Annotated in this window: 12 protein-coding genes; 10 read left to right on the top strand and 2 right to left on the bottom strand. The window is 38.3% G+C overall.

Annotated features, from left to right (window positions below; translation table 11 throughout):
- Window positions 1–34: 34 nt before the first annotated feature.
- Both gyrB and ppk1 read left to right on the top strand, forming a co-directional pair.
- Complete coding sequence (gene gyrB / locus Q4534_RS22820; RefSeq protein ID WP_303615477.1) at window positions 35–1,996, top strand: DNA topoisomerase (ATP-hydrolyzing) subunit B; 1,962 nt, start codon at window positions 35–37, stop codon at window positions 1,994–1,996.
- 111 nt (window positions 1,997–2,107) lie between these two features.
- Window positions 2,108–4,231: a polyphosphate kinase 1 gene (gene ppk1 / locus Q4534_RS22815; protein ID WP_303615476.1), complete on the top strand. Its 2,124-nt coding sequence runs from the start codon at window positions 2,108–2,110 to the stop codon at window positions 4,229–4,231.
- A 93-nt stretch (window positions 4,232–4,324) separates the two neighbouring features.
- Here ppk1 and Q4534_RS22810 read toward each other — a convergent pair whose 3' ends face one another.
- Both Q4534_RS22810 and Q4534_RS22805 read right to left on the bottom strand, forming a co-directional pair.
- Window positions 4,325–4,534 (bottom strand): hypothetical protein, encoded by a 210-nt coding sequence (locus tag Q4534_RS22810; RefSeq protein ID WP_303615475.1) that lies wholly within the window; start codon window positions 4,532–4,534, stop codon window positions 4,325–4,327.
- Between the two features lie 79 nt (window positions 4,535–4,613).
- Entirely contained in the window at window positions 4,614–4,889 is a 276-nt protein-coding gene (locus Q4534_RS22805; RefSeq protein ID WP_303615474.1) for a DUF202 domain-containing protein, read from the bottom strand.
- Between the two features lie 141 nt (window positions 4,890–5,030).
- Here Q4534_RS22805 and Q4534_RS22800 point away from each other — a divergent pair, with 141 nt between their 5' ends.
- The 8 genes from Q4534_RS22800 (at window position 5,031) to Q4534_RS22765 (ending at window position 13,512) form a co-directional block, all read left to right on the top strand.
- Window positions 5,031–5,933 carry a DUF3078 domain-containing protein gene (locus Q4534_RS22800; protein WP_303615473.1) on the top strand — a complete coding sequence of 301 codons (903 nt, stop codon included), beginning with the start codon at window positions 5,031–5,033 and terminating at the stop codon, window positions 5,931–5,933.
- A gap of 622 nt (window positions 5,934–6,555) precedes the next feature.
- Window positions 6,556–7,452, top strand: coding sequence for an AraC family transcriptional regulator (locus tag Q4534_RS22795; protein WP_303615472.1), 897 nt, complete (start codon window positions 6,556–6,558; stop codon window positions 7,450–7,452).
- Window positions 7,453–7,605: 153 nt separating this feature from the next.
- Complete coding sequence (locus tag Q4534_RS22790) at window positions 7,606–8,988, top strand: glycosyl hydrolase (protein WP_303615471.1); 1,383 nt, start codon at window positions 7,606–7,608, stop codon at window positions 8,986–8,988.
- Window positions 8,985–9,815, top strand: a complete 831-nt coding sequence (locus Q4534_RS22785; RefSeq protein ID WP_303615470.1) for a sugar phosphate isomerase/epimerase — start codon at window positions 8,985–8,987, stop codon at window positions 9,813–9,815. The genes Q4534_RS22790 and Q4534_RS22785 overlap by 4 nt, the downstream gene beginning before the upstream one ends.
- A gap of 12 nt (window positions 9,816–9,827) precedes the next feature.
- Window positions 9,828–10,970, top strand: a complete 1,143-nt coding sequence (locus tag Q4534_RS22780; RefSeq protein ID WP_303615469.1) for a Gfo/Idh/MocA family protein — start codon at window positions 9,828–9,830, stop codon at window positions 10,968–10,970.
- A 12-nt stretch (window positions 10,971–10,982) separates the two neighbouring features.
- The gene (locus Q4534_RS22775) at window positions 10,983–11,753 is read left to right on the top strand and encodes a 3-ketoacyl-ACP reductase (protein WP_303615468.1); all 771 of its coding nucleotides are present in this window, start codon (window positions 10,983–10,985) and stop codon (window positions 11,751–11,753) included.
- Window positions 11,754–11,866: 113 nt separating this feature from the next.
- Entirely contained in the window at window positions 11,867–12,094 is a 228-nt protein-coding gene (locus Q4534_RS22770; RefSeq protein ID WP_303615467.1) for a hypothetical protein, read from the top strand.
- Window positions 12,091–13,512: a sodium:solute symporter gene (locus Q4534_RS22765; RefSeq protein ID WP_303615466.1), complete on the top strand. Its 1,422-nt coding sequence runs from the start codon at window positions 12,091–12,093 to the stop codon at window positions 13,510–13,512. Before Q4534_RS22770 ends, Q4534_RS22765 begins: the two co-directional genes overlap by 4 nt.
- Window positions 13,513–13,636: the final 124 nt, after the last annotated feature.

Below are 13,636 nucleotides of genomic sequence, written 5' to 3'. Positions count from 1 at the left end.
TGAAATGGCACTTCTTAGGCCATAAAATCTAACTATGAGTAAGGAAAAAGCGTCGTCGAATAAAAGCGATTATTCAGCCCAGAATATTCAGGTGTTGGAAGGGTTAGAAGCGGTTAGAAAAAGACCCGCCATGTATATTGGTGATATTGGGATTAAAGGACTTCATCATTTGATATGGGAAGTTGTTGATAACTCCATAGATGAAGCACTTGCCGGCCATTGCGATACCATTTCCGTAACTGTTCATGAGGACAATTCTGTATCGGTACAGGATAATGGTAGGGGGGTTCCGACCGATTTTCATGAGAAGGAAAACAGGTCAGCCTTAGAGGTGGTAATGACCGTTCTACACGCCGGAGGCAAGTTTGATAAAGATACCTATAAAGTTTCAGGGGGGCTTCATGGAGTTGGGGTGTCCTGTGTAAATGCCCTTTCTTCTTCTCTGAAAGTGACCGTTAAAAGAGGAGGGAAAGTTCACGAACAGGAGTACGTAAGAGGTGTACCTCAATATGATGTAAGGGAAATAGGAGAGACTGAAAGCAGAGGAACCCATGTTCATTTTAAGCCTGACCATGAGATCTTTCAAATTTTAGAATACAAATATGAGACGATAGCAAATCGTTTGCGTGAGATGGCCTTCTTGAATGCGGGTATCAAAATTACGCTTAAAGATCTTCGAGAAAAGGATGAGGAAGGGAATGTCAGAACAGATGATTTTTATTCAGAAGGTGGTTTAATAGAGTTTGTTGAATACCTGGATGAAAACAAACAAAAAATTATTGAAACGCCCATTTATATAGAATCAGAGAAAAATGGTGTACCGGTACAGGTGGCCATGGGTTATAATAATTCGTACACAGAAAATGTTGTGTCCTATGTGAATACAATTAACACCTATGAGGGAGGGACTCACGTTTCTGGCTTTAGAAGGGCGCTTACCAGAACCCTCAAAAGTTATGCTGACAAATCAGGGATGCTTGATAAGGTGAAGATTGATATTTCCGGTGATGATTTCAGAGAAGGGCTTACCGCTGTTATTTCTGTTAAAGTTGCTGAGCCTCAATTTGAAGGACAAACGAAAACCAAATTGGGTAACTCCGATGTTACAGGTGCTGTAGACGCTTCTGTTTCTGAGACCTTACAATTTTGGTTGTTGGAACATCCTAAAGAGGCGAAAATAATCATTGGTAAGGTTGTGTTGGCTGCACAAGCCAGACATGCGGCTAAAAAAGCCCGTGAAATGGTGCAGCGTAAAAATGTTCTTGGGGGAGGCGGCCTACCCGGGAAATTGGCGGATTGTGCCAATTCGGATCCCGCTGTTTGTGAATTGTATTTAGTGGAAGGAGACTCAGCAGGAGGTTCTGCCAAGCAAGGAAGAGACAGAGATTTTCAGGCCATATTGCCTTTGAAAGGTAAAATACTAAATGTAGAAAAGGCCCAAGAGCATAAAATCTACGACAATGATGAAATAAAAAATATTTTAACAGCTTTGGGTGTTAAATTCGGTACTGCAAATGATGAAAAGGAATTGGATTTATCCAAACTCCGTTATCACAAAATCATTATCATGACGGATGCGGATATTGACGGCTCTCATATTAGGACCCTTATTCTCACCTTGTTTTTCAGGTACATGAGAAATTTGATTGAAAGTGGTTATGTTTACATTGCTCTTCCGCCATTCTATTTGTTGAAAAGAGGAAAAGAAGAAAGGTATTGTTGGACAGAAGAAGATAGGCAAAGGGTTGTGAAGGAATTGGCGCCTGATGGAAAAGAAGACAGTGTCAATATCCAAAGGTATAAAGGGCTTGGAGAAATGAACCCCGAGCAGCTTTGGACCACTACTATGGATCCTGAAACCAGGACTTTGAAAAAAGTAACCATAGAATCCGCAGCAGAAGCTGACCATTTGTTCAGCATGCTTATGGGTGATGAGGTGGCTCCTAGAAGAGAGTTTATTGAAAAAAATGCTAAATATGCAAAAATTGACACCTGATAAATGGTAGAGGTGTTCACAAAAGAATAAAAAAGGGCATTTAGCCCTTTTTTTATTCTATAAATAATTTAGTATCATTGGTCTACTTTTACCATATATAATAGAAAAAACATGAAATTGATCCAGCTTGATAAAATTGAAGAAACCATCAATAATAGCAAATTAATCAGTAGGGATCTTAGTTGGCTAAAATTTAATGATCGGGTATTTGACCAGATTAAAAAGGAAAAAAGAAATATTTTCGAGAAATTTAAATTTCTTGCAATAGCCGCTTCTAATCTTGATGAATTTTTTATGATTAGGGTTGGTTCATTGTACAATTACCTTGATTATGACAAGGTTAGAATAGATTATTCAGGTCTAAGGGAGGATAGCTTTAAGAAAAAGCTAATGATTGAATCCCAGATTTTTCATAAAAAACTTCAAAGGCAATTCGTTGATGAATTGCTTGCCACCACCAAAGAATCAGGCTTTCAGCTGAGTAATGTTCGTAATCTTTTACCGGAAGAGCAAAAGACAGTTAAAGACTATTTTTATAAGGCCGTGTATCCCATGTTGACACCTATGGTTTTTGATGGATACCATACTTTTCCAATTTTAATGAACAAATTGTTGATTTTTGGAGTGGTAACCATAGGCCCCGGTGAGAAAAAGGATAATAAAAAGCTTTCTTTTGTACAAATTCCTTCCAATATCCCAAGATTTTTTGAACTTGAGAGGGAAGACATGACCATCTATGTTCCCATAGAAGAAATGATTAGGGAGCATATAGTCTCCTTGTTTAGAAATGTAAACATAGAATCCATAAATCTTTTCAGGATTACTCGAAATGGGGATTTTACCCTAGAGGAAAGTGAGGATATGGATACCAACTTTCTGGAAGAAGTCAAACGGAAATTGAATGAAAGAAAAACAGGAAGGGTTGTTAGAATAGAAATTGAAGAGGGGTACAGCAAATGGATGGTCAATTTGCTCAAGCAACGTTGGACCTTACATGATGACAGTATCTTTAAAATAGAACGAAAAAGTCTGATGGACTTTACCGGTCTTTGGCAGGTAATAGGAAACAAAAGGTTTAAGGATAAAATGCCTGCTGCTCCGACGCCCATACCACCATTATCTTATCCTGAAGCTGCCTCTGAAGATATATTTGAGGTCTTGAAACACAAAGATGTTCTCTTGCATCACCCCTATAATGATATGGAACCGATTCTGGAGCTTTTAGATAAGGCGGCAGATGATCCACATGTGATGGCCATCAAAATGACCATTTACAGATTGGCAAAAAATTCTCGAATTGTAGGGGCATTGCTAAAAGCCGTGGAAAATGGGAAACACGTTTCTGTATTGTTTGAGGTGAAGGCTCGATTTGACGAGGAAAATAATATCAGAGAAGCCAAAAAAATGCAAAAGGCAGGGTGTTTTGTTATCTATGGCGTAAGTAATTTTAAAACACATACAAAATTACTTTTAATCGTTAAGAAAGAAGAAAACAGAGTTACACGTTATGTGCATTTGGGATCCGGAAACTACAATGAAGAAACCAGTAGGATATATACAGATATAGGCCTATTAACTACGAATGAAACCTTGGCCAATGATGTGTCGGAATTCTTTAATGTAATTACCGGTCATTCAGCACCAACTAGCTATCAAAATCTCATTACGTCCCCAAGGGATATGAGAAACAATTTGATAGAATTTATTGAAATTGAATCAGAAAATGCAAGAAAAGGGCTGCCTTCCGGTATATTTATTAAAATCAATTCTTTAGAGGATTCTGAATTTATTCATGCCCTCTATGGGGCCTCACAAGCAGGTGTGCCGGTTAAATTAATTGTGCGTGGAATATGTTGTTTAAGGCCGGGACGAAAAGGCCTGAGTGAAAACATTGAAGTGATCTCAATTGTGGGGGATTTCCTTGAACATTCAAGAATTTATCATTTTCATAACAATGGAGATCCTAGGATTTATGTTGGTAGTGCAGATGCCATGGTAAGGAGTTTTGACAAGCGCTTGGAGTCTTTGTTTAAAGTTGAAAATGAATTTCTTCAGAAACAACTTATGAATATCCTCAGGTACAATCTTTTGGACAATGTAAATGCCTATGTCATGCAAGAGGATGGGAAGTACATAAGTAAAGAACCAAAAGATGGTGAAGAAATATTTAATATTCACCAAAGGTTTTTTGAATTAGAGCCTGAAATGATAGAGAATGTTAAATTAATAGATTGATATTTTTGGAAAAGTTAGCATCAAAAAAAGCTACAACTTAATAGTTGTAGCTTTTTTTGTTTACTATGGAACAGTTAATTTTCTATTTTTAGTTTATTTCTTTTTTCCTGCTGCCATTAAAATAAAACCTGCGACGATAGCAATGCCTCCGGCGTAAGGGGGCCAATCGAGGTTATTTTCTTTGTCCGTACTAATTTTTAATGGTCCGGCATCAATTATAGTTTCTTCTGTGGTATAGGAAATACCTGTAATTAAAAACATGACGGTTCCCACAATGATTAAAATTATTCCTAAAAATTTCATCTAAAATAGTGTTGGTGTTATAAGTTAAGTTGCAAATAGCCTACCAATTTTTCTGCACATAATACAATGTGATACCAATTTACATTTTTTGGTATTTACCTTTGGATAGCTTGTTTTTTAATTTGAAATAATTGATGAATCCGGTTATTAATAAAATCACACTGATCAAGAAAGAAAAATACCCTAGACTCTTTACATTGGCAAGGTCATTTACCTTAATTAATGCTGTACCACTTACAATAAAGTATAAACTTGTTCTAATATAGGCCAATAAGGTTCGGTCATTGGCAAGCTTTGTCCTTTGGCGGGCTAAAAAATCTCTAACAATCAGTGTTTCTTCTGTTTGATTTTCCATAAATTTGCGCTTTGTTTAGATTTAGCTATTGTAAAAGAGTTGTTACTGTTAATTTCAAGGAAAAATAATTGAAATTAAGTTTTAAGTCTTTTAGTAATAACATTTAGAATACACAATTATTGAAAATTAATAAAGTAAAGCATGAAAAATTTTATACTAACCTTACTGGTTTTTGTCTTAGCAATAAATATAACCTTGGGACAAGGCAATACTAATGTCCCGGAGCCTACTCCAACAGATACCTCCTACTGGCAATCCGAATTTAGTGCAGGATTGAACTTCAATCAGGCCGGGTTTAGTAACAATTGGAAAGCCGGAGGGGTGAACTCTGTGGCATTTGGAAGTATCATTGCAGGTAAAGCCCTTTACCAAAAGGATAAAATATCATGGGACAATGAATTGGAGCTTTTATTTGGGATAGTAAGAAATGAGGGGGAAGGAACGAGAAAGTCCAATGACAGAATATTCCTTGATTCAAAATTAGGGTACCAGATGAGTAAAAAATGGTCAAGTTACTTTTCTGTAAATTACCTTTCACAATTCGCAGAAGGTTATACCTACAATGATGATGATACCAAATCGTTGATTTCTAAGTTTATGGCACCAGGCTATTTGACCTCATCCTTAGGTTTTGAATTCAAACCAAATAAAGAGTTTTTCTTAAGGATAGGTCCATTTTCTCCTAGATTTACATTTGTAACGGACGATCAGATTATTGCAAATGTACCCGCAAACTATGGAGTGCCGGCAGGTGAAACGGTAAGGGTTGAATGGTTGGCCATGCAGATTTTCGCCAGCCTTGATAAAAATCTCTCAGAAAACCTTAACCTAAAATCAAGGTATACCATGTTTGCCAACTATGAGACCTTGTCATTGAAAAATATAGATCATAGGTTGGATGTAACCCTTACGGCAAAAATTTCAAGTATAATCAATGTTACCCTTACAGGAATATCCTTATATGATATAGATCAGGATCCTGGGGTTCAATATAGCCAAGGCTTAGCATTGGGTATATTGTATAAAGTGGGTAACAAAAAATAGATTATCAACCATTTTTTATCAGGTTAATTTGGTTTTTAATCAGGTATTGTTAATTTTGTTTGTATTATGGTAGTTAAATAATAGTTGGTTTAGTTTTCAAAATAAAAAGCAGGGGATATTCCCCTGCTTTTTTATTTTATAGCTATTTTATTTTTTTCTATTACTTGATTTCCAACCCTCATTAGCGGTTTAAAAAAGCTAGAAAACAAAAAAAGCTATGAAACAATGTCTCATAGCTTTAGTCAATTAACAATAAACCCAAAATAACCTGCTGTAGGAGAAGGAGTCGAACCTCCACGGAGCAGTTAGGAAAAATACGAGCTCGCTATTTTCTTTATCCTGTGATCTCCACCCTCGAGACAGGAGGGCATGTCTGCCAGTTTCATCATCCTACAGTATAAGAGACCATTTGTCTCTGTTTGATATCTCAAAGGTAAAACAAACCTATTATAATTAAAAATATGACAATGAAAATACTTAAAAAATACATTATATTTAAAATATAGCTGATATATGTGTTGGTTTGATAAAAATTGTATTGTTTTAAGCTTGCTTATTAACGATTTTTGAAAAATACATTTTATTTTTTTGATTACCTTAGAGGTTTAACGCAACGATTGCCATGCAAGAGCCTATCAAGACGTATGAAATGCCCAAAATCACCAACAAAAGGGCATTCCAAATTTATGAAGTTCAAGGAAAAACCATTCAAAATAGTACTTACCCCCATGAGACTGATAGACCTCACCGACATAAATACTATGAGATATGTGTTTTTGTAAACGGAGCAGGGAGGCATGAAATTGATTTCAATAGCCATAGTATCCATTCGCGAAGTGTACATTTTCTAACCCCGGGACAAGTGCACAAAATAAGTAGAGAAAATGATTACCATGGGTATCTCATGGTTTTTTCTAGAGAATTTTATGCTTTAGATACAAAAAATGAAGAATTTCTTTTTCAACTGCCTTATTTCAATAATCCTACCTTGGTCCCAATTCTTAACTTAAATGAAGAGGATTTTAAGGAACTTATAGATTTGATTGAAGCGATTGGAAAGGAATACAAAAAATGGAACAGCTTTACCACGGCCATTTTAAATAATTACCTTCAGATTTTCCTGATCAAGTGCAAGCAATATTACCTAAGGTATTTTGCTGATAAAAATAATACATTGGATCCTGATTTTGCTTTGGTCCAACAATTCAATGCATTGGTTGAGCATAATTTTAAGCAAGTGCATCAGGTTCAGGATTTTGCGGATCGAATGAAACTTTCGCCTAGTGTTTTAAACAAACATGTGAAAAAAATAACCGGTATGACTGCCGGAGAGGTGATTTTGGAGCGTTTAATGCTTCAGGCCAAACGGTACCTCATCTATACGGACCTTTCCAATAAGGAAATTGCTTATGAACTCAATTACCCTGATCCATCCTATTTTAGCAGAATTTTTAAAAAGAAAACAGGGGTTTCTCCATCTGAGTTTAGATGGGTAGAAAATGAAAAGTACCAGCAATAAAGTGAATAATGCCTTTATACTTGATAAATTTTAAGATATCTTTATCTTCTTAAACAAAAAGTGCATGATTTGATATTTTAGAAATCAGATTATAATACTGAATTTTAGAGGTACAAATCTCAATTCCAAAATAAACTTAAACCCATTAAATGTATGATTGCAATTGATTCTGAAATCCAAGCTAAAGATTTAAAATCTGCTCTGGATAAATTTTGGCAACTCTCTGCTGAGAAAATCTCCGCAATTGAAAAGGAATATCCCCAAAACCAAGGCTCCCCGGTTTTCACTGTAGATGGAAAATATGCAACCAGAGGATGGACCGAATGGACACAAGGCTTTCAGTTTGGCTCTTCCATCTTGCAGTTTGATGCAACAGGTGAAAAGAGTTTCCTCGAAAAAGGAAAACTAAAAACGCATCAATACATGGCACCTCACATCAGCCACACAGGTGTACATGATCACGGTTTCAACAATGTCAGCACCTATGGTAATTTATTGAGACTAATGGTGGAGGAGAAAATTCCTTATGTTGAATGGGAGAAAAATTATTATGAATTGGCATTGAAGATATCAGGAGCTGTGCAAGCCAGCCGATGGTCTCCCATCAAAGAAGGCGGATTTATGTACTCCTTCAATGGTCCCCATTCACTTTTTGTGGACACAATTAGAACCGTAAGGATTTTGATGCTTAGCCATAGCTTGGGCCATGTGCTCCAAGAAGAGAATGACAAAAAAGTCAACCTTCTCGTGAGAGGCTTGCAACATGCCAAAGCAACTGCCGATTATTCTGTCTACTATGGTGAAGGCAGAGATAGATATGATCTATGGGGTAGGACGGCTCACGAAAGCGTCTTTAATACCAACGACGGCAATTATCGTTGCCCTAATTCTCAGCAAGGGTATACCGGATTTTCTACATGGACACGTGGATTGGCCTGGGCCATGTGTGGTTTTGCTGAGGAGTTAGAATACATAGAGACTTTATCGGAAACTTCGCTAAAAGCCTATGGAGACCCGGCAGAAATTAAAGCGTTTTTGCTAAAAGCAGCTACAGCATCTTGCGATTTTTACATCGAACATACACCTACGGATGGTATCCCTTATTGGGATACAGGAGCACCTAATCTTCATAAATTAGGGGATTATCTTTCTCGTCCTGCGGATCCTTACAATGACTTTGAACCGGTAGATAGTTCTGCTGCTGCCATTGGCGCTCAAGGATTATTGAGACTAGGTCATTACCTAAAGAAAAACGGGGATGAGAAAAAAGGGAATACTTACTGGCAAGCGGGGCTAACCGTTCTAAAAACTCTGTTGGACGAGCCCTACCTAAGCACAGATAAAAATCATCAAGGATTGATTTTGCACTCCATTTATCATGAACCAAACGGATGGGACAATGTGCCTGCAGGTCAAAAAATTGCCTGTAATGAATCCAGCATGTGGGGAGATTATCATGCAAGAGAACTGGCATTGTATGTACAACGCATCATAGATAAGGATACTTATTACACTTTCTTTAATTGTCTGTCATGAGTGTGAAACCTATAAAAGATTTAAGTAAGCTTTGTATTCACACCATTACTACAAAGCCTTGGAGTTTGGAAGAAGCTGCTGAAAACTATGAAAGAGTAGGAGTCAAAGGAATTTCCGTTTGGCGCCAATATCTTGGAGGTCGAGATATAGCAGCTTCCGGAGACAGGTTGAGAAGCCATGGTTTGGAGATTGTATCCTTGGTGAGGGGAGGCTTTTTCCCTTCGGTGTCTTCAAAGACCCGAGAGCAGGCCATCCAAGACAATTATAAGGCCATTGAAGAGGCTGCTGCATTGGGTGCTCCCATGATTGTATTGGTTTGTGGTGCAGATCCCGGGCAATCTTTGGTAAAGTCTCGAGAACAAATCCAAGAAGGGATTGAAAAGGTTTTACCTTTTGCAATAGAACATGGAGTGAAGTTGGCCATAGAGCCTTTACACCCCATGTATGCAGATACCAGGTCGGCTGTGAATACCATGGGACAGGCCAATGATATGGCAGAGGCCATAGGTTCAGATCATGTTGGTGTAGCTGCTGATGTTTACCACCTGTGGTGGGATCCTGACTTAAGAGAAGAACTATTAAGATGTGGTCGCAATGACAATCTATATGCCTTTCATATTTGTGACTGGATGTGTCCAACCGTTGATTTCTTGAATGACAGAGGTTTAATGGGAGAAGGGTGTATAGACATTCCAACCATCAGAGGATGGGCTGAGGAAGCTGGGTTTTCTGGCTTTAATGAAGTTGAAATTTTTTCTGACAGGCATTGGGCAGGAGACCAAAAAGAGTTTTTAGACAAGATTGTTGAAAGTTATTATAAAAGTTAAAAAAATATAAAAATGGAACATAAGGTAGGAATTATCATGAACGGTGTCACCGGTAGGATGGGCACCAACCAACATTTGATGCGTAGTATCGCAGAAATTATCAAACAAGGCGGGGTGAAGTTAGACAATGGAGATACCATTATGCCTGACCCGGTTTTGGTAGGAAGAAATGAAGACAAATTAAAAGCTTTAAGTAAGCGTTCAGGTGTAGCCAAATACACTACGGATTTGGACAGTGTCATGAATGACGACCAATACAGTGTTTACTTTGATGCCCAAACCACAGGCAGAAGAGCTGACGCAGTAAAGCAAGCAGTAAAAGCCGGTAAACATATTTATTGTGAAAAACCGGTAGCTGTAGATACAGAGACAGCTTTAGAATTGCATAAAATTTGTAATGAAGCTGGTGTGAAAAATGGGGTAGTACAGGATAAATTATGGTTGCCCGGTTTAAGAAAGCTTCAAAGACTTATTGAAAATGGGTTTTTTGGCGAGATTCTTTCTGTAAGAGGTGAGTTTGGATACTGGGTATTTGAAGGTCAGACCATTCCTGCACAAAGACCTTCCTGGAATTACAGAAAAGAAGATGATGGAGGAATCATTGTAGATATGTTGTGCCATTGGAGATACGTATTGGACAATATTTTCGGTAAAGTGAAAGCGGTATCTTGTATGGGAGCTACCCACATCAAGGAACGTGTAGATGAGCAAGGTAAACCTTACAAATGTACAGCAGATGACGCTGCTTATGCGACATTTGAATTGGAAGGTGATATCATTGCCCAGTTCAATTCATCTTGGACGGTAAGGGTAAGAAGAGATGACTTGCTTACTGTACAAGTGGATGGTACCAAAGGTTCTGCAGTAGCCGGCCTAAGGGAATGTTACATTCAGCATTATGGAAATACTCCAAAACCGGTTTGGAACCCTGATATCGCTCAGCCAATTGAATTTTACGAAGGTTGGTCTAAGGTGCCGGAACAAGAGCCCATGGACAATGCATTTAAAGTACAGTGGGAATTGTTCTTGAAGCATATTGTCACCGATTCTCCTTTCCCTTGGGACATGAAAGAAGGTGCTAGAGGTGTACAATTGGCAGAAAAAGGATTAGAAAGCTGGGAGAAAAGGGCTTGGTTAGATATCCCGGAACTATAAATTAACAAACCCATGAAAAAAGTAGCCTTAGTCACGGGGGGATCCCGTGGAATTGGTTTGGGTATTGCGAAATGCCTGGCCAAACAAAATTTTGATCTTGCCATCAATGGCATGCGAAAGGAAGAGGATGTACTTTCCAGTCTTGAAGAATTGAAGGCTTTGGGAGCTGATGCTGTCTATTGCAGAGGAGATGTAGGAAGTGCTGAAGAGAGACAAGGTATCATGGACAAAATCAAGGCCCATTATGGTCGCTTGAATGTCTTGGTAAACAATGCAGGCGTAGCACCCAAGGAAAGAAAGGACATTTTGGAAGCCACAGAAGAGAGCTTCGATTATGTGTTGAAAACCAACCTAAATTCAGCTTATTTCCTTTCCCAATTGGCTGCCAATTGGATGATTGAGCAGAAAGGAAAAGCTGAAGATTTTACAGGTTCTATTATCAATGTTTCTTCAATTTCTGCTACTGTCGCTTCAGTAAACCGTGGTGAATATTGTGTTGCCAAAGCCGGAATGAGTATGGCTACCCAGCTTTTTGCCGTTAGGTTAGGAGAGTACAATATTCCTGTATATGAAGTAAGACCGGGAGTGATCGCTACCGATATGACTTCAGGTGTTAAAGAAAAATACGACAAGTTAATTGGTGAAGGACTGATGGTCCAGCCAAGATGGGGGCTGCCGGAAGACGTAGGTTTGGCGGTAACAGCCTTAGCTAAGGGTGATTTTCCTTATTCTACAGGTCAAGTGATCATGGTAGATGGAGGTTTGACTTTGCCAAGATTGTAAATAGTACCAAATGGTCGGAGCTTATTCCGGCCATTTGGCCTTTTATATAAATATTTGCGCAGAATCAACCAACAATTGTATATTGTCAATTCAAGATATTAAACCCAATTCAAATGGAAAAAAAGAAATTATACTGGAAAATATGTTGCTTCGCAGCAGTTTTCTTATGCATCATTACCTATACTCCCTTGATCATTCCCCAAGGGGTAGCCAAACCCATGTTGGGAGGCGTTCCTTATAGTCTTTGGACAAGTTTTATCATTACCGTATTATTGGTTGTCATTACCTTTATAGGTACTAGGGTACATCCGGGCATGCAAAACGAGGAGGACGATTTATGATTTTCTGGGTTTGGGTTTTTGGTCTGATATACGCAGGCATGCTGGTATTTGCTTCTCTCAAGTCTTATAAGAAAGGGAGATCATCTGAGGAATTTATGATGGCTGGTGGTAATATTGGCCTTTCTTTGGGGGTGCTGACATTTGCAGCAGCACTTTTTAGTACGTTTACCTTTTTGGGAATGCCCGATTTCTTCCGAATCAACGGAATTGGCGCATGGATTTTTCTGGCGGTTTCGGATGGTGCCATGGTATTTGTATTGCTTTGGTTTGGCTACGAAATCCGTAAAAAAGTCAGAGGAATGGAGTTTAGAGGAGTGTCAGGGCTGATTTCCCGTTGTTATGACAATAAATTGGCAGGTTACACCTTTTTCCTTAGTGCCTTTTTGTTTTTGATTCCTTATGTAGGGATTCAAATTCAAGGAATTGCCATATTTATGGATGCGGCTTTCCCGGAATCATTGCCGGCATGGGGATGGTCCTTGGGGATTGTACTTATCATGTTGACCTATAGTGAAATTGGAGGACTAAAGGCAATTATCTTTAGTGATGCCATTCAAGGCGTGCTTTTGTTAGCCGTAATTTGGATCATAGGATGGGTTTGCTTGGATCACTTTGGAGGTATTGGACCAATGTTCGAAAAAGTAGGGACAGTAAAAGAAGAACTACTTTCAACGCCTGGCCCACAAGGCTTGTTAACCCCACAGTTTCTGCTTGCATCGCTTATTGCGATTTTGATGATACCGGTTACTCAGCCTCAATTTACTACGAGAATTGTGGTAATGAAAAGCATGAATACGATGAAATTGATGGCGGTCTCATTGGGAGCTTTTGCTATATTGGTGATTCTTCCTACCGTTTTTATCGGAATGTATGGAGCTGACCTCTATGGAGAATTAGGTAGAGATGAGTTCTTTGCCAACGCTTTTCTTAAAGATCAGCATGATGCGGTTGCCGCTTTGGCCATTATAGGACTGATTGCTGCCGGCTTATCCACTACCAATGCCATGATTTTTGCCATGGGTTCTGAGTTGAGGGGATTGCTTACAGGTGCAGAGAAAGTAATTATGAAGCGAACTAAAATAGGAATATTCGTTTTCTCAACCATTGCTTTTATCTTTTCAATTATCGTTTTTGATCAGTTGGTGTTACTTGCAAGGGTGAGTTTTGCCGGAACAGGAATTATGGGACCAATGATTTTATTGGGGATTTTAAGTGATAGAAAAATTTCCCCTGTAATGATTTATTTGTCTTTAGGTGGATTGGCCATATTCTTACTTTCTTTGGGAGGTATTATTCCAAGCATGTATTTTGGTTATCGTTTAGACTTATTGTTATTTATAATTCTTGGAATTTCTGCTGTAGGAAGTTACCTGAGCAGTGAAAAGCGCGTGGTTTCTGACACTAAAGTCAATGAATAATTAGAACTACAAATGGATATACCTCTTGATTGTTTAGCAATCTAAGGAATTCAATCAAATATTTATTACGCCTCTGCTTTGAAAAATGCAGGGGCGTATTTATTTATACCAGGTAATAATTATA

The sequence above is a fragment of the Cyclobacterium sp. 1_MG-2023 genome (genome assembly GCF_030546805.1).
GTDB lineage: Bacteria > Bacteroidota > Bacteroidia > Cytophagales > Cyclobacteriaceae > Cyclobacterium.
The sequence above is the reverse complement of the archived record's forward strand: the minus strand, read 5'-3'. Positions and strand labels throughout refer to the sequence as shown.